The organism is Ramlibacter sp. MAHUQ-53, from assembly GCF_052600055.1.
Genome location: NZ_JBQWTS010000001.1, coordinates 309,263 through 326,121 on the forward strand (window position 1 = coordinate 309,263; position 16,859 = coordinate 326,121).

At 72.2% G+C, this 16,859-nt stretch carries 17 protein-coding genes; all 17 read left to right on the forward strand.

Features of this window, described 5'->3' with window-relative positions:
• Positions 1-71 precede the first annotated feature (71 nt).
• Entirely contained in the window at positions 72-665 is a 594-nt protein-coding gene (locus ACT80S_RS01370; protein WP_377411691.1) for a GspH/FimT family pseudopilin, read from the forward strand.
• A complete protein-coding gene (gene pilV / locus ACT80S_RS01375; RefSeq protein ID WP_377411693.1) occupies positions 662-1,153 on the forward strand; it encodes a type IV pilus modification protein PilV in 492 nt (163 codons plus the stop codon). The genes ACT80S_RS01370 and pilV overlap by 4 nt, the downstream gene beginning before the upstream one ends.
• A 23-nt stretch (positions 1,154-1,176) precedes the next feature.
• Positions 1,177-2,202 (forward strand): PilW family protein, encoded by a 1,026-nt coding sequence (locus ACT80S_RS01380; protein ID WP_377411695.1) that lies wholly within the window; start codon positions 1,177-1,179, stop codon positions 2,200-2,202.
• A complete protein-coding gene (locus tag ACT80S_RS01385; protein WP_377411697.1) occupies positions 2,192-2,752 on the forward strand; it encodes a pilus assembly PilX family protein in 561 nt (186 codons plus the stop codon). The genes ACT80S_RS01380 and ACT80S_RS01385 overlap by 11 nt, the downstream gene beginning before the upstream one ends.
• A gap of 58 nt (positions 2,753-2,810) precedes the next feature.
• A complete protein-coding gene (locus tag ACT80S_RS01390) occupies positions 2,811-7,154 on the forward strand; it encodes a pilus assembly protein (RefSeq protein WP_377411699.1) in 4,344 nt (1,447 codons plus the stop codon).
• Positions 7,155-7,156: 2 nt separating this feature from the next.
• On the forward strand, positions 7,157-7,603 hold the full coding sequence (locus tag ACT80S_RS01395) for a type IV pilin protein (protein ID WP_377411701.1): 447 nt from the start codon (positions 7,157-7,159) through the stop codon (positions 7,601-7,603).
• Positions 7,604-7,680: 77 nt separating this feature from the next.
• Positions 7,681-8,766 (forward strand): bifunctional diaminohydroxyphosphoribosylaminopyrimidine deaminase/5-amino-6-(5-phosphoribosylamino)uracil reductase RibD, encoded by a 1,086-nt coding sequence (gene ribD, locus ACT80S_RS01400; RefSeq protein ID WP_377412605.1) that lies wholly within the window; start codon positions 7,681-7,683, stop codon positions 8,764-8,766.
• 31 nt (positions 8,767-8,797) lie between these two features.
• Positions 8,798-9,439 carry a riboflavin synthase gene (locus ACT80S_RS01405; RefSeq protein ID WP_377411703.1) on the forward strand — a complete coding sequence of 214 codons (642 nt, stop codon included), beginning with the start codon at positions 8,798-8,800 and terminating at the stop codon, positions 9,437-9,439.
• Positions 9,436-10,572, forward strand: a complete 1,137-nt coding sequence (ribBA, locus tag ACT80S_RS01410) for a bifunctional 3,4-dihydroxy-2-butanone-4-phosphate synthase/GTP cyclohydrolase II (RefSeq protein WP_377411705.1) — start codon at positions 9,436-9,438, stop codon at positions 10,570-10,572. Before ACT80S_RS01405 ends, ribBA begins: the two co-directional genes overlap by 4 nt.
• A 44-nt stretch (positions 10,573-10,616) precedes the next feature.
• The gene (ribH, locus tag ACT80S_RS01415; RefSeq protein ID WP_377411707.1) at positions 10,617-11,084 is read left to right on the forward strand and encodes a 6,7-dimethyl-8-ribityllumazine synthase; all 468 of its coding nucleotides are present in this window, start codon (positions 10,617-10,619) and stop codon (positions 11,082-11,084) included.
• Positions 11,081-11,608: a transcription antitermination factor NusB gene (nusB, locus tag ACT80S_RS01420; protein ID WP_377411709.1), complete on the forward strand. Its 528-nt coding sequence runs from the start codon at positions 11,081-11,083 to the stop codon at positions 11,606-11,608. The genes ribH and nusB overlap by 4 nt, the downstream gene beginning before the upstream one ends.
• Before the next feature lie 2 nt (positions 11,609-11,610).
• On the forward strand, positions 11,611-12,804 hold the full coding sequence (locus tag ACT80S_RS01425; protein WP_377412608.1) for a pyridoxal phosphate-dependent aminotransferase: 1,194 nt from the start codon (positions 11,611-11,613) through the stop codon (positions 12,802-12,804).
• On the forward strand, positions 12,801-13,202 hold the full coding sequence (ybgC, locus tag ACT80S_RS01430) for a tol-pal system-associated acyl-CoA thioesterase (RefSeq protein WP_377411711.1): 402 nt from the start codon (positions 12,801-12,803) through the stop codon (positions 13,200-13,202). Before ACT80S_RS01425 ends, ybgC begins: the two co-directional genes overlap by 4 nt.
• Positions 13,199-13,891: a protein TolQ gene (gene tolQ / locus ACT80S_RS01435; RefSeq protein WP_377411713.1), complete on the forward strand. Its 693-nt coding sequence runs from the start codon at positions 13,199-13,201 to the stop codon at positions 13,889-13,891. Before ybgC ends, tolQ begins: the two co-directional genes overlap by 4 nt.
• 92 nt (positions 13,892-13,983) lie before the next feature.
• Complete coding sequence (locus ACT80S_RS01440; protein WP_377411715.1) at positions 13,984-14,409, forward strand: biopolymer transporter ExbD; 426 nt, start codon at positions 13,984-13,986, stop codon at positions 14,407-14,409.
• A gap of 32 nt (positions 14,410-14,441) precedes the next feature.
• Positions 14,442-15,305 carry a cell envelope integrity protein TolA gene (gene tolA, locus ACT80S_RS01445; protein WP_377411717.1) on the forward strand — a complete coding sequence of 288 codons (864 nt, stop codon included), beginning with the start codon at positions 14,442-14,444 and terminating at the stop codon, positions 15,303-15,305.
• 93 nt (positions 15,306-15,398) lie between these two features.
• Positions 15,399-16,859 carry a hypothetical protein gene (locus ACT80S_RS01450; RefSeq protein WP_377411719.1) on the forward strand — a complete coding sequence of 487 codons (1,461 nt, stop codon included), beginning with the start codon at positions 15,399-15,401 and terminating at the stop codon, positions 16,857-16,859.

Consider the following 16,859-nt stretch of genomic DNA (forward strand, 5'->3'; position numbering starts at 1 on the left):
GCCGCCCGGCCGTCGCCTGCATTCGTCGGCACACCCTGTGAGCCCGGAAGGGCGCCTCGCATAGTCGCGGCATGTCCACGACTGCGACCGCCCGAGCCCCACGCGCCGGCGCCCTGCGCTCCACGCGCGGCGTGACGCTCGTCGAGTCCCTCGTCGCCATCGCGATCCTGGCCGTCCTCGGCGCCCTCGCCGCCCCCTCCTTCCGCACCCAGCTCGCCGCGGCGCGCCTGTCGTCCGCCACCAGCGAGCTCACGGGCAGCCTGATGCAGGCGCGCGCGCTGGCCGTGCGCCTGGGCCGGCGTGTCACCGTATGCCGCAGCCAGGACCAGTCCACCTGCGACACCGATGCCAAGCGCCACTGGGGCAGCGGCTGGATCACCTTCATCGACGCCGACGGCAACGGCTCGCGCAGCGGCACCGAGACCCTCACCTACCAGGTCTCCCCGCTCGATGCCGACCTGCGTGTGCGGGGCAACGGCACCCTGACCGATCGCGTCACCTTCGTCCCCTCCGGCGGGGCGCGCGCCAACGGCACGCTGAGGGTGTGCAGCGCGGACCCGGGCCTGGGCAACGATGCACGGGCCCGCCAGCTCGTGATGCAGCAGACCGGCCGCGTCGTCGTCGAGCGCGTCGCCGGCATCCAGGGGACCTGTCCGGGGCCATGAGGCACCTGCCCGTACGCCCCTCCCGCCCCCGGACCCGGGCGCACCGCGGCGCCAGCCTCATCGAGGTGCTCGTCGCGGTGCTGGTCCTGAGCATCGGCATGCTGGGCCTGGCCGCGCTCCAGGCGCGCAGCCTCCAGGGCAACGTGAGCAGCTTGCAGCGCACCCAGGGCGTGGTGATGGCTCAGCACCTGCTCGACATCCTGCGCGCCGACCGGGCCTCCGCCGCCACGGGTGCCTACGACCTCGGCGCCAGCCTCGAGAAGCCGGCCTGCGTGAGCAGCGACATCGCGGGCACCACCTTCGCCGCCGACAGCCTGCGAGCCTGGCTCGACGCCCTCAAGGCCCACCTGGGCCAGTCCGGCGACACCACCACGTGCGCGCTCGTGCGCTGCGAGGCCAGCGCCGTCTGCGCCGTCGATGTCCTCTGGGACGACCGCCTCGGCGGCGGCCTGGGCGCCCAGAAACTCTCGGTCAGCTCCCGCCTGTGACACCCTCCACTCCCCCTCGCCGCGTGCGCGGCTTCAGCCTCGTGGAAATGCTGGTCAGCCTGGTGCTGGGCCTGGTCGTGCTCCTCGGGGTCATCGGCCTGTACCTCGCCAGCCGCGACATGTTCCGCACCCACGAGGGCCTGGCGCGCCTGCAGGAAGGCGGCCGCTTCGCGCTGGACCGCCTGATGCGCGAGGCGCGCCAGGCGGGCCAGGTGCCTTGCGGCACCCGGCTGGACGCCAACACCCTGCGCACCGTGAACAGCCCCGCCATGGACTGGTGGGCCGACACCGACGCCGGCCTGGTACGCGCGTGGAGCGGCTCGCAGGCCAGCACCGGCATCGCCGACTGGGGCACCGGACCGGGCCAGCGCCTGAAGGGCACCGGCGCACTGCTGCTGATGCGCCCCAGCGACGACCCAGGCCTGGTGCAGCGCGCCACCGGCCACGCCATCGCCGCCCGGCGATTCACGCTCACCGACGTGGGCGACCTGCGCACGAACGACATCATCCTGGCCTGCGACGGCCGGCGCAGCGCGCTGTTCCAGGCCAGCGCCGTCAACACCCAGGGCGCCACGCTGGAGCACAAGGCCACCGGCCGGAACTGCACAGACCGCCTCGGCGCGGTCGGCACCGGCTGCCTGAACCCGGTCGACGCCGAGTTCGAGCCCGCGAGCGGGATCGTGCTGGCCCGCTGGGACCCATCGTTCTGGTTCGTGGGCATGAACGACCAGGGCACCCGCTCCCTGTACCGCATGGCCCTCAACGCAGGAGGCGGCAGCAGCGCCGTGGCAGGCAGCCAGGAGATCGCGCGCGGCGTGGAAGACCTGCAGGTGGAGGCCCTCACGCGGGACGACCAACTGGATGGCGAACTCGCCACCGCCTGGTCGCCGCCGGCGAGCTTCGCCGCCGGCTGGAGCCAGGACAGCCAGCGCGTCGTCTCGCTGCGCATCACGCTCACCCTGCGCAGCGAGGACGCGGTCGGCGCCGGCGGCAAGCCGCTGGAGCGCACGCTGGTCTCCGTCGCCACCTTGCGAAACCGTGACCGCTGACGCCATGCGCAGGCCCGCGGGGCACCCTCGTCGCCGCCAGTCCCGCGGCCTGGCCCTGGTCGTCGGCCTGGTGATCCTGGTCGTCGTGATGGTGCTGGGGCTGGCCGCACTGCGCCTGGGGGCGATGGAGGAGCGCATGGCCGGCTACGCGCAGGACCGCAGCCTCGCCTTCCAGGCCGCCGAGGCGGCGCTGCGCGAGGCCGAGGCGCTGGTCGATGCCATCCAGCCCATGCCAACAGCCGGCGCGGCCTCCGCCTGCACCGATGTCTCCCAGCCCCCCGCCTCCGTGCGTGCCTGCACGATCCCCGCGCCGCAGGACACCCCGCGCTGGACCGACACCGCCTTCACCGGCTGGCGCGACGCCACCACAGTCGGCAGCGGCACCCTCGCCGTCACGCCCCAGTACTTCGCGGAGTACCTCGGCAATGAATTCCCCTGCGGCGACAGCCCGGACGCCCCCCGGAACTGCCGCCGCTACCGAATCACCGCACGTGCCGGCGGCAACGGGCGCGCCGCCGTGATGCTGCAGTCGGTCTACGCCATCGACTGAGAAGCCGGGAACGAATCCGTCACGCCCGCCCATCCCGCGCCCACCCGGAGCCTCGAACATGTCACCATGCCCCCGGACCCCCACCGCCCTGGCCGCCCGCCACGGCGTCATGGCCCTCCTGCTCGCAGCCTGGTGCAGCGCCTGGCCCGCGCGGGCCGACTTCACCATCCCCGGGGTGCCGCTGGCCAGCCGCCCCGCGGTCAAGCCCCTGGTGATGCTGGTCGCGGCCAAGGACCACCGGCTGTTCTACGAGGCGTACAACGACGCCAGCGACATCGACGGTGACGGCGTCCCGGACACCCGCTTCAAGCCCGCCATCACCTACCTGGGCCTGTTCGACAGCAACACCTGCTACAGCCACAACGGGCGGGCGGACAACGCCGGCCTGTTCACGCCAGCGGCCTCGGCCGGAAGCCTAGGCACCTGCACCGGACAGTGGTCCGGCAACTGGCTGAACTACGTCACCACCAGCCGGATCGACGCCTTGCGCGTGGTCCTCTACGGGGGCATGCGCGAGGTCGACGAAGCGAAAAGCACCATCTTGCGCCGCGCCTACATCCCGCAGGACGCCCACTCCTGGGCCAAGGAGTACACGAGCAAGGCGGTGGACGGCTACGCCATCGAGGAGTACACGCCCCTGAAGGCGCCGATGGATGGCAGGCGCCACTTCTTCGGCAACCTCACGCCGAACGCTGCAGTCAATTGCGAAAGGCTCCAGACCTGCAGCGACCTGCCGCCCTGGCTCTCGGTGGTCACGAACTCGACCCGCCGGGTCTGGGACTGGGCCTCGAGCGAGCGGCCCGTTCTGAGCAACAGCAACCACGCAGGCACCCGCAGCGACCTGACCGTGCGGGTGCAGGCCTGCACCGCGGCCTTCCATGGCAGTGACCGGTGCCGCTCCTACCCCGCGGGCTACAAGCCCGCCGGCCTGCTGCACGAGTTCGGCGAGACCGGGTTGATGGACTTCGGCCTGATCACCGGCAGCTACGACAACAGCATGGCGGGGGGGCGCCTGCGCAAGGCCGTCGGGCCCTTCGCCTCGGAGGTCAAGCCGGAAGACGGCACCTTCACCGCATCGGCCACGCTGGTGCGAACCTTCAACGCACTGCGCATCCGGGACTTCAACAACGGCTACACGAGCAGCCGCTACCGCACCTGGAAGACCGACTACCCCCCCAAGCCCGATGACTACCCGGACTGGGGCAATCCGGTGGGCGAAATGATGTACGAGGCCCTGCGCTACTTCGCCGGCGCGGGCGCGGCGACACCCGCCTTCTCGGCCCCCACCGGCGCGGACACCGCGGTGGGGCTGCCCCTGCCCGCCTGGGACGATCCCTATGGCGCCTCCGGCAGCGCCAAGGCCGCGAGCTGCTCGCGCGCCAGCCTGCTGGTGATCTCGGACACCAACCTCTCGTACGACTCCGACCAGGTCCCGGGCGCGGACCCGGCCTTCTCGGCGGGCGCCGGCAGCCAGGCCCTGGCGGGCCTGGACACCAGCCGCGAACTCGACGCGATCACCGCGGCCGAGGCGGACGTCAAGGGCCTGCACTTCATCGGCCAGTCGGGGAACAGGTTCGACGCGGCGTCGACCGCCAAGCCGGTGGAGTCCCTGGCGAGCGTCCGCGGGCTCGTCCCCGAGGAGCCGACCAAGCAGGGCAGCTATACCGCCGCCGCGGTCGCCCGCTTCGGCAAGCGCACCGACCTGCGGGCCGACCTCGCCGGCCGCCAGTCCGTCGACACCTTCGTCGTGGCCCTGGCGTCGCCCCTGCCGCGGATCACGGTGCCCATGGGCGACGGCAAGTCGATCACGCTCGTGCCTTTCGGCAAGTCCATCAGCGGCGGTGGGGTCTCCGAGGCCAAGGGCAACTACCAGCCCACCGCGCAGATCGTCGACTTCTATGTCGACAGCCTGGCCAACACAGGGCCCGGGGACGCCAATGCCTCCGTCAACGGAGGCCGCTACTTCGCACGATTCCTCATCAACTTCGAGGATGCCGAACAGGGAGCCGACCACGACATGGACTTCGTCGTGGAGTACACCGTCCAGGTCACTGCGGAAGGCACCCTGCAGGTCCAGCTTCGGCCCACCCGCACGCAGTTCACCGGCGTGCGCCTGCGCATCGGGTACGTGATTTCGGGGACCGAGGCCGACGGCGTCTACCTCGAGGTCCAGAACGATGAAACCAATGGCGACCCGCAGAAGGAACCCGCCCGGGTCTCCTACTTCCTGAGCACCCCGCCGGGCCAGCGCCCCGGCGACTGCGACGCCGCCTCGCCGCCGCAGGCCTGCGAGCGCCTGCCGATGTACCGCCTGGGCGTGACAGAGGTGGCCAGGCGAACCTTCCGCCCCGGCACGGCCGCTGCCGCCACCTTCCTCAAGGACCCGCTGTGGTACGCCGCCAAGTGGGGCGGCTTCGTCGAGTCCACCCCCGAGACCGAGCCGCACCAGCCCGACCTGAGCACGGAATGGGACGCCGACGGGGACGGCGTACCCGATACCTACCTGATGGTCCAGAACCCGACCCGCCTGCGCGCGGCACTGCGCAAGGCCCTGGGCGAGATCCTGCGCCGCACCAGCAGCGCCAGCAGCGTGGCGACCACCGGCCCCAGCGTGCGCCAGGGCTCGCGGGTCTTCCAGGCCAGCTTCGATTCGCGCCGCTGGTCCGGCGACCTCGTGGCGCGCGCCGTCAGCGCCAGCGGCATCGGCAGCACCACGGCGTGGTCCGCCAACGCCATGCTCCCCGAATGGCAGCAGCGGCGTCTGTTCATGCGCACGGCCACGGGCGGAACCGCGGCGGTCACCTCGTTCGGTGCCCTGCCCTCCGACGACCAGAAGTCCCTCGGCAGCGCCGACGTGTTCGACTACCTGCGCGGCAACCGCGCCGCGGAGCGGGCCAGTGGCGGCACCCTGCGCGATCGCGACGGCGCCCTGGGTGACTTCGTCCACTCCGGCCCGGCCTACGACCGCAACACCGACACCCTGTTCGTCGGTGGCAACGACGGCATGCTCCACGCCTTCCGGGCGCAGGATGGCGTCGAGCTGTTCGGCTTCATCCCGCGCGCCGTGGTCTCGCGCCTGCCGGCACTCGCCCGCAGCGACTACAGCCACCAGTACTTCGTCGACGGCGCCATCGCCCTCGCTCCGCGGAGCACGAACACCTCCAGCCGAGGCTACCTTTACGCCCTCCTGGGCCGGGGCGGCAAGGGCATGTTCTCGCTGGACGTGTCCAACCCCGCGTCCTTCGGCGCCGCCAACTTCCTGTGGGAATACACGCCCGAGGGCAGCACCGAGGCCGCAGGCGACGACGACCTGGGCCTGATGCTCGGCGAGGCCGTGCCGGTGCGCCTGGCCGACGGCCGCCTGGGCGTGGTGGCCGGCAACGGCTACAACAGCCGCAAAGGCGACGCGGTCCTCTACATCTTCATCGTCAGCGCCGACGGCAAGCTGGCCTCGGTCCGCAAGCTCGCCACCGGCAGCGGCGGCGACAACGGCCTGGCCGCTCCCGCCGTCATCGACACCGACAACGACGGCCGGGCCGACCTGGTCGTCGCGGGAGACCTCAAGGGCAACGTCTGGCGCTTCGACATCTCTGCCCAGGCTCCGGGGGATTGGCGCGTGGGCCTGGACGGCCTGCCTCTGTTCAAGGCCCGGGGGCCGGACAACCAGCCTCAGCCCATCACGGCGCGCCTGCACGTGGCGCGCAACGACCGCGCCAGCGACAAGAACTTCGGCAAGCTCTTCGCGTTCTTCGGCACCGGCGCCTACTTCCGCGAAGAGGATCCGGCCAGCACCCGCGTGCAGAGCTGGTACGGCCTGCTGGCCGAGGCAGGCTCGCCGATAGGCCAGGACCGCGGGACTCTGGTGAAGCGGCGCATCGAGCAGGTCGGCACCTTCGCAGGCCGCACCGTGCGCACCTTCTCGCGCGCCGCCAGCGGTGACATGACCGGCCGCCAGGGCTGGTACATCGACTTCAACCAGCCGCCCGCGGGCGAGCGCATCGTCACCAACTCCCAGGTCCTGAACCTGGGCATCCCGGCCCTGCTTGCCGTGTCCCTGGTGCCCACGGCCGACAAGCCCTGCGACCCCGGCGGCCGCGGCTTCCTCAACGTGGTCGAGCCCTTCACCGGCGGGGGCACCGAGGTCGGCCTGCTCGACGTCAATGGCAGCAACCGGTTCGAGGACGACCGGCTCGGGGACCGCCCGATCGGCTCGGTCGAACTCTCCGTCGGCGCCCCGTCCGCCGCCGCAGCCATGAACGCCGGCAACCTCACCCTGGTCCTGGTCGGCGGCTCCGGCACGAAGGACGCCCAGGACGCGACCCCGGCCCTGGCCGCCGTCCGTGCCCGCAGCCCGGGCCCCCTGCGCCGCCGCATCGCCTGGCGCGAACTCCTGGCGGAGTGAGCATGACGACGCCCCGCGCCGCCCGCAAGGCCCCGACCGCCGCACTCCCGCGCGGCTTCACGCTGATGGAGCTGCTGGTCGCCCTGGTCATCGTCGCCCTGCTGGCCATGGTGGCCTACCCGGGGTATGCCAGCCATGCCCGGCGCGCCTACCGCGCCACCGCCGCCGCCTGCCTGCAGTCCCTGGCGCACCAGATGGAGCGGCGCTACACCACCGACATGGCCTACGACGCCGCCAGCGCGGTGCCTGCCGCCGGCTGCGTGCGGGAGCTCGAGAACCGCTACTCCTTCGCCTTCGCCGCCAGCCAGCCCACCGCCACCACCTACGTCCTCCAGGCCGACCCGCAGAACCAGCAGTCGGCCGACACCGGCTGCGGCAGCCTGCGGCTGGACCAGGCGGGCCAGCGCACGGTCAGCGGCGACAGCGATGTACAGTCCTGCTGGCGCTGAACCACCGACCGCCCGCCTTGACCGAACCGACCTCCCCGACCAGCCCCCCGCCCGACGCATCCGCCGTGCCCGCGCCGATGGCCCGGGCCCTCGCGCTGGCCGAAAGCGCCCTCTTCATCACCAGCCCCAATCCGCGCGTGGGCTGCGTGATCACGGCCGCCGACGGCCGCGTGCTCGGCGAAGGCGCCACCCAGGCTGCCGGCGGCCCCCATGCGGAGGTCATGGCCCTGCGTGACGCCCAGGCCCGCGGCCAGGACGTGCGCGGCGCCACGGCCTGGGTCACCCTGGAGCCCTGCTCGCACACCGGCCGCACCGGCCCGTGCTGCGACGCGCTGGCGGCCGCCGGCATCGCCCGCGTGGTGGCCTCCCTCGGCGACCCCAACCCCCTGGTGGGCGGCCGCGGCTTCGAGCGCCTGCGCGCCGCGGGCATCGCGGTCGAGGTCGGCCCCGGCGCGGCGGCCGCGCGCGAGCTGAACCTCGGCTTCTTCAGCCGCATGGTCCGCAAGACCCCCTGGGTGCGGATGAAGGTGGCCGCCTCGCTGGACGGCACCACCGCCCTGGACAACGGCGCCAGCCAGTGGATCACCTCCCCCGCCGCGCGGGCCGACGGCCACGCCTGGCGGGCCCGGGCCTGCGCCGTCCTCACCGGCATCGGCACCGTGCTGGAGGATGACCCTCAGCTGGACGTGCGCCTCGTCGAGACCCCCCGCCAGCCCCGCGTGGTGCTGGTGGACAGCCGCCTCGAACTGCCCCTGGAGGCCCGCCTGCTCAGACCGGGCCGCGAGCTCCTGGTCTACACCGCCAGCGACGACCCGGCCCGCCGCGCGGCCCTGCAGGCGCGCGGCGCCACCGTCATCGCCCGACCCGGCCCCGGCGGCAAGGTGGACCTCGCCGCCATGCTGCGGGACCTGGCCGCGCGCGAGGTCAACGAGCTGCACGTGGAGGCCGGCCACAAGCTCAATGGCTCCCTGGTGCGCGAGGGCCTGGTCGACGAGTTCCTCGTCTACCTCGCGCCCCGGCTGCTGGGCCCCGGCCGCGGCATGGCCGCCCTCGGCCCGCTCACCGCACTGGCGCAGGGCGTGGACCTGGAATTCACGTCCGCCACGCCGGTCGGCCCGGACCTGCGCGTGCTCGCCCGGGTCCCCGGCCGCGACCGCTTCTGAGGCCCTGCCGAATACCTGCGAAAATAGCCGGATGTTCACCGGCATCATCACCGGCGTGGGGCGTATCGCCGCCGTCCACGACCTCGGAAGTTCTTCGCAGCACGGCAAGCGCCTGACCCTGGAGGCGCCCGACGGGTACCTCGATGACGTCGGCCTGGGAGACAGCATCGCCCTCAACGGCGCGTGCATGACCGTCACCAGCTTCGACCCCGCGGCGCGCACCTTCACCATCGACATCTCCGCCGAGTCCCTGGCCCGCACCGCCGGCCTCGACCGGGCGGGCGTCCCGATCAACCTCGAGAAGGCCCTGCGCGCGCACGACCGCCTGGGCGGCCACATCGTCTCGGGCCATGTGGACGGCATCGGCCGCGTCAGCCGCTTCGCCCCGGTGGGCGAGAGCTGGGAGCTGCGGGTGCTGGCCCCGGGCGAGATGGGCAAGTACTTCGCCTACAAGGGCTCCATCACCGTCAACGGCGTGAGCCTCACCGTCAACGCGGTGCGCGACCTGCCCGAGGGCTGCGAGGTGAGCATCAACCTGATCCCGCACACCGTCCAGAACACCGCCCTGCACGCCCTCCAGGACGGCACCCCGGTGAACCTGGAAATCGACCTGATCGCGCGCTACGTCGAGCGCATGCTGGGCGGCTCGCTGCCCGAGAAAGTCTCCCAATGAACGCACTGACCTCCCCCGTCAACCCGGTGGCCATCTCGCCGGTCGAGGACATCGTGGCCGACATGAAGGCCGGCCGCATCGTCATCCTGGTCGACGAGGAAGACCGCGAGAACGAGGGCGACCTGGTCCTCGCCTCCGACCACGTCACCCCCGAGGCCATCAACTTCATGGCCCGCTTCGGCCGCGGCCTGATCTGCCTGACCCTGACCCGCGAGCGCTGCGAGCTGCTGCGCCTGCCGCCCATGGTCTCACGCAACGGCACCAAGCACTCCACCGCCTTCACCGTCTCCATCGAGGCGGCCGAGGGCGTGACCACCGGCATCTCCGCCGCCGACCGCGCCCGCACCGTGCAGGCCGCCGTCGCCAAGGACGCGAAGGCCGAGGACCTGGTCCAGCCGGGCCACATCTTCCCGCTGCAGGCCGTCGACGGCGGCGTGCTGATGCGCGCCGGCCACACCGAGGCCGGCTGCGACCTCGCCGCCATGGCCGGCCTCACGCCCTCCTCGGTGATTTGCGAGATCATGAAGGACGACGGCACCATGGCCCGCCTGCCGGACCTGCAGGTCTTCGCCGCCGAGCACGGCCTGAAGATCGGCACCATCGCCGACCTGATCGAGTACCGCAGCCGCAACGAGTCGCTGGTGCAGAAGGTCGCCTCGCGCCCGCTGAAGACCGCCTACGGCGAGTTCACCGCCCACGCCTGGCAGGACCAGCCGAGCGAGGGCCTGCACCTGGCCCTGGTCATGGGCCAGTGGGGCCCGGCCGACGCCGTGCCGGTGCGCGTGCACGAGCCCCTGTCGGTGCTCGACGCGCTGGAGGTGGGTCGCAAGATGCACTCCTGGAGCCTCGACGCCGCCCTCGCCCACATCGCCAAGGAAGGCCGCGGCGTGGTGGTGCTGCTCAATGCCGGCGAGTCCGCCGAGCAGCTGCTGGCGCAGTTCGAGGGCACGGCCCGTTCCGCCCAGGCTCCCGAGCGGGGCCGCATGGACCTGCGCACCTACGGCGTGGGCGTGCAGATCATCCGCGAATGCGGCGTGCACCGCATGACCGTCATGGGCTCGCCCCGCCGCATGCCCAGCATGGCGGGCTACGGCCTCGAGATCGCCGGCTACGTCACCCCCGGCGCGGCCTGAGCGCGGCGCCCCGAAACAGCCAGAGAACCGAAAGAACACACCGCATGCAAGGCGCAGACAAGGGCCAGGCCCACGCCCTCGACGGCACCGGCCTGAAGGTCGGCATCGTCCAGGCCCGCTTCAACGAGAGCATCACCGACACCCTGGCGCAGTCCTGCAAGGGCGAACTGCACCGCCTGGGCGTGGCCGATGCCGACATCACCCATGTCTTCGTGCCCGGCGCGCTCGAAGTGCCGCTGGCGCTGCAGGCGCTGGCCGACCGGGGCGGCTTCGACGCGCTGGTGGCCCTGGGCTGCATCATCCGCGGCGAGACCTACCACTTCGAGCTGGTGGCCAATGAATCGGCCGCCGGCGTCACCCGCGTGGGCCTGGACTACCGCCTGCCCATCGCCAACGTCATCCTCACCACCGAGAACCTGGAGCAGGCCGTGGCCCGCCAGGTCGAGAAGGGCGTCGACGCCGCCCGCGTGGTCGTGGAAATGTGCAACCTCCTGCAAGGCCTGAAGAAATGAGCGACGAGCCCCAGAACGAAGGCGCCCGTCCCGCGCGCCGCCCCGGCCTGACCGCCACCGGCGCCCGCAAGGCCTCGGCCAAGTCGGCCCGCACCCGCGCGCGCGAGTTCGCGCTGCAGGCCCTCTACCAGCGCCTGGTGGGCGGCAACGAGGCCGAGGCCATCGACCACTTCACCCGCGACCTGTCCGGCTTCCACAAGGCCGACGCGGCCCACTACGACGCGGTGCTGCACGGCTGCATCGCGCAGGCCGCCGAACTCGATGCGCTGATCACGCCCCTGCTCGATCGCAAGTGGGAGGAGATCTCCCCCATCGAGCATGCCGCCATGTGGATCGGCACCTGGGAGTTCCAGCACGCCGTCGAGGTGCCCTGGCGCGTGGTGATCAACGAGTGCGTGGAGCTGGCCAAGGAGTTCGGCGGCACCGACGGCCACAAGTACGTCAACGCCGTCCTCAACGGCCTGGCCGCCCAGCTGCGCCCCCTGGAGGTCGAGGCCGACCGCGCCACCGGGAAGGCGAAGTGACGCTGCGCATCGCGAGGCGCGCCGAACGCATCGAGCCGTTCTACGTGATGGAGGTGGCCAAGGCCGCCTCCCGCCTGGCCCGCGAGAACGCGGGCGGCGACCGGCCGATGGTGTTCCTGAACATCGGCGAGCCGGACTTCACCGCGCCGCCGCTGGTGCAGGAAGCCGCCGCGCGCGCCGTGCGCGACGGCCTCACCCAGTACACCGACGCCCTGGGCCTGGACGCCCTGCGCGAGCGCATCAGCGACTGGTACCGCACCCGCTTCGGGGTGGCGGTGCCGGCCCGCCGCATCGTCCTGACCGCCGGCGCCTCGGCCGCCCTGCAGCTGGCCTGCCTGGCCCTGGTGGAGGCCGGCGACGAGGTGCTGATGCCGGACCCGAGCTACCCCTGCAACCGCCACTTCGTCAGCGCCGCCGAGGGCACGCCGGTGCTGGTGCCGGCCACCGCCGCCGAGCGCTTCCAGCTCAGTGCGGCGAAGGTCGAGGCCCACTGGGGCCCGAAGACCCGCGGCGTGCTGCTCGCCTCGCCCTCCAACCCCACCGGCACCTCGCTGGAGTTCGCCGAGCTGGCGCGCATCCACGAGATCGTGCGCGCCCGCGGCGGCATCACCCTGCTGGACGAGATCTACCTGGGCCTGAGCTACGAGGCGGCCTACGGCCACACCGGCCTGGCCCTGGGCGAGGACGTGATCAGCGTCAACAGCTTCAGCAAGTACTTCAACATGACCGGCTGGCGCCTGGGCTGGCTGGTGGTGCCCGACGCCCTGGTGCCGGTGGTCGAGCGCCTCGCCCAGAACCTGTTCATCTGCCCGAGCGCGGTGGCCCAGCACGCGGCCCTGGCCTGCTTCGAGCCGGCGAGCCTGGCCGAGTACGAGCGCCGGCGCGCCGAGTTCAAGGCGCGGCGCGACGGGTTCATCCCGCAGCTGGAGGCCCTGGGCCTGACGGTGCCGGTACGGCCCGACGGCGCGTTCTACGCCTGGGCCGACTGCCGCGCGTGGTGCGAGCGCCTGGGCGTGGCGGGCAGCTGGGAGCTGGCCTTCGCGGTGATGGAGCGCGCCCATGTGGCCATCACCCCGGGCCGTGACTTCGGCCACACCGACATGGACCGCTACGTGCGCTTTTCCACCGCCAGCTCGATGCCGCAGCTGCAACTGGCCATCGAGCGCCTGCGCGCGCTGCGGGACACCTTCGAATGAGTTTTGAATTCCCCGTCCGCGTCTACTGGGAGGACACCGATGCCGGCGGCATCGTGTTCTACGCCAACTACCTGAAGTTCTTCGAGCGCGCCCGCACCGAGTGGCTGCGGTCCCTGGGCATCGCCCAGAGCACGCTGCGCGAGCAGACCGGCGGGATGTTCGTCGTCAGCGAGACCGCGGTGCGCTACCTGCGGTCCGCGCGGCTCGATGATGAACTCCTGGTCTCCGCCCGGCTCGAAGAAGCGGGACGCGCCTCGCTGGTCATCGCGCAGGACGCGCGCCTGAAATCCGGCGGCACGGTGCTGGCCGAAGGCACCATCCGCATCGGCTGGGTCGAGGCCGCCACGCTGCGCCCTGCCAGAATCCCCACCTCCCTCCTCGAAGTGCTCAAGCCATGAACCAAGACATGTCCATCCTGACCCTGGTGCTGCACGCCAGCTGGGTGGTGCAGCTGGTGATGGCCCTGCTGGTGACCGTCTCGGTCGCGAGCTGGGCGGCCATCTTCCGCAAGCTCATTTCCCTCAAGCGGATCAAGGCACTGAACGAGGACTTCGAACGCGAGTTCTGGTCCGGCACCAGCCTGAACGACCTGTACGCCGCGGCCGCCAAGAACGCCAAGCTCGCCGGCCCGATGGAGCGCATCTTCGCCTCCGGCATGCGCGAGTTCCAGAAGCTGCGCGAGCGCCGCATCACCGACGCCGGCACCCTGCTCGATGGCGCGCGCCGCGCCATGCGGGCCAGTTACCAGCGCGAGGTGGACGCGGTGGAACACCACCTCTCCTTCCTCGCCTCGGTCGGCTCGGTCTCCCCTTACGTGGGCCTGTTCGGCACGGTGTGGGGCATCATGCACGCCTTCACCGGCCTGGCCAGCCTGCAGCAGGTGACCCTGGCCACCGTGGCCCCCGGCATCGCCGAGGCGCTGGTGGCCACCGCCATCGGCCTGTTCGCGGCGATCCCGGCGGTGCTGGCCTACAACCGCTTCGCGCGCGACATCGACCGCGTCTCGATCAAGCTGGAGACCTTCATCGAGGAGTTCTCCAACATCCTGCAACGCAACGTCGGCGCGGGCACCGCGTCGGCCCACTGAAACATGACCCCCACGCTTCTCGCTGCGCGTCGTGCGCTGCCCCCCGAGGGGGCCCAGGCCTGCCTGGGGGCGGCCCGTCGGAGGCCTGAGTAATGCCCGGCGTCGCCTCCCGCGGCAAGGGCCGCCGCGCGGTGAACGAGATCAACATGGTCCCCTTCATCGACGTGATGCTGGTGCTGCTGATCATCTTCATGGTCACCGCGCCCCTGATCACGCCCAGCACCATCGACCTGCCCAGCGTGGGCAAGGCCAACCGCCAGCCGGACCAGAAGATCGAGATCGTGATCGGCAAGGACGAATCGCTGGAGGTGCGGCTGGATGACAAGCTGCAGCGCGTGAGCGCCGCCGAGGTCGCCGCGGTGGTGCAGCGCGCGCAGCAGGGCCAGGCCCCCGGCAGCAGCGCGGTGGTGATCAGCGCCGACCGCAACGTGAAGTACGAGTCCGTGGTGCGGGTGATGGACACCCTGCAGCGCGCCGGCGTGCAGCGCGTGGGCCTGTCGGTGCAGCTCGCGCCCTGACCCTCCCCGGCCCCCGACACCTCGAGCACGCCATGCACGTCGCCGACCCCCAGGCCTTCGCGCCGCCGCCCGAACCCGGGCGGGGCCGCGCCCTGGGCCTGGCGGTGCTGGCCCACCTCGTGCTGGTGGCGGCCCTGACCTGGGGCGTGGGCTGGAAGCGCGACCCGCAGACGCTGGCCGCCGAGGCCGAACTGTGGGCCCCCACCGCGCAGGAGGCCGCGCCCAGGCTGGTCGAGGCCCCGCCGCCCCCTCCCCCGCCGCCCGCCCCGGCGCCCCGGGTGCAGGCCCCGCCGCCGCCACCCGCGGTGAAGGACGCCGACATCGCCCTGCAGAAGCAGCGCAAGGCCGCCGAGGAGAAGAAGAAGCTCGAGGCCGAGCGCGAGAAGCAGAAGAAGCTGGAGGCGGAAAAGGCCGAAGCGAAGAAGAAGCAGCTCGCCGAGCAGAAGCGCCTGGAGGACCAGAAGAAGCGCGAGGCCGCCGAGAAGCTGGCCAAGGCGCAGGCGCAGGAGCAGGCCGAGGCCAAGCGCGCCGAGGCCCTGCGCCAGGAGAACCTGCGCCGCATGCAGGGCCTGGCCGGCGCCACCGGCGGGGCCACGGCCACCGGCAACGCGCTGCGCTCGGCCGGCCCCTCGGACAGCTACGCCGGCCGCATCCGCGCCCGGGTCAAGCCCAACATCGTCTTCAGCGACGACGTGCCGGGCAACCCGGTCGCCGAGGTCGAGGTGCGCATGGCCCCGGACGGGACCATCACCAGCCGCAAGGTCACCAAGTCCAGCGGCAACAAGGCCTGGGACGACGCGGTGCTGCGCGCCCTGGACCGCACCGAGGTCCTGCCCCGCGACACCGACGGGCGCGTTCACAGCCCGCTGCTGATGGAGTTCCGGCCCAAGGGCTGAAGCCCCGGCCGGACCCGACGAGCGGGGAACCCGGCCAGCTCATCCGTTACCACGCCTTTGCCCAGCAGTTCGCCGGGATCCGAGGAGGCGCGCATGCAGCCGGTCGTGAGCATCCAGCAATTCCGGGCCCTGGGCCTGCAGGCGGGCCCGGAGTCCGCCTCGGACCTGGTCCAGGTCAAGTTGGGCAGCGGCCAGGAGCCGGCCACGCTCTCGCTGCAGAAACCGACCAACCCACCCTCCCTCTGGAGCTCGCTGGTCGGCGCCCTGGTCGGTACCCCGACCCCGACCACGGCCGCCCCCTCGGCCGGCGGCGAGGTGACCCTGCTGCAGTTCCGGTCCGCCCTGGCGTCGGGCTACCACGGCGACATCGGGGCGAACGTGGCCCGCACCCTGGAAGGCGACAAGCTCACGCTGTCCCTGATGAACCGCGCCATCGCGATGGCGGACCGGGAACAGGCCGAGTTCCGCGCCGGCAAGGTCGACGCCTTCGCGGCGACCCTCCGGGGCAGCCTGGTCCAGGACGGCGCCGGCACACCCGGGCCCGGCGAGCCAGCGCCCCCGTTCCACCGCAGCTTCCCCGACCGGGCCTGCTGCGAGCTGCTGCGGCAGGCCTTCATGGTCAAGGACATCCTCTCGGCCTCCTCGAAGGACATCCGCGAGGACGCCGGCAAGGCCGCGGCGTGGTTCGACGCCATGCGGCAGACCCCGGGCATGTCGATGCCCCGCCTGATGGCGACCCTCGAATTCGCGCTCGCCGGCCCGGCCGACCAGGTCCGCACCGTGCTGGCGCGCGAGACCGCCCTCGAGCGGCCGAACCAGGCAGGCCCGACGGTCCTGCCGGGGACGGCCATCGCCGGCACCCTGCCCGACACGATCGCCGCCACCGGCAGCAGCGACCGCCAGGCCTTCGCCGAGGCGATGAAGTCCGAGACCAGCTTCCTCGCCGGCCCGAACCCCGGCCTGCGGGACCTGCACCGGGAGGTGGCACGCCAGGTCGGCCTGATGCAGACCGCCGTCGAGCCCATGTCCGTGAAGATCGCCGACGGCCGCACCGTGCAGATCGCCCACCAGGTCCATCGCGACGCGGTCGGCGCCGACTACTCGGTCCAGGGCCGGACGCTTGCGCGCACCCCCGAGGCGGTGGCGGCCGGCCTGCTCTCGGCCCTGCCCGCCGGCGAGCCCGGCGAGCGGATGCTGCCCAAGGTGTCGGCCGCGTTGTGCCAGGCCCTGCAGATGCAACTGGCCAAGTTCACCGCGCTGCACGGGTTCCTCCAGGGCAAGGACAACACGGGCGGCTCGAGACAGAGCTACGACCTGTGGACCGGCGCGGACGGCCTGCTCCATGCGCGCGCCGGCACCTTCCAGCGCTTCTCGGCCGCCATCATCGGCGTCGAGCAGGTGGAGACGCCCGCTTCGGCGGTGCGCATGGCGGTCGAATGCGTGTTCGACCTGCGCGCGGGCAATGAGGCGCCGCTACTGGTGCAGGTCCACACCGACATGGCCTACACCTCCGCCGCGGCCGCGGCGGACGGCAAGCAGGCTCAGACGCCGTGA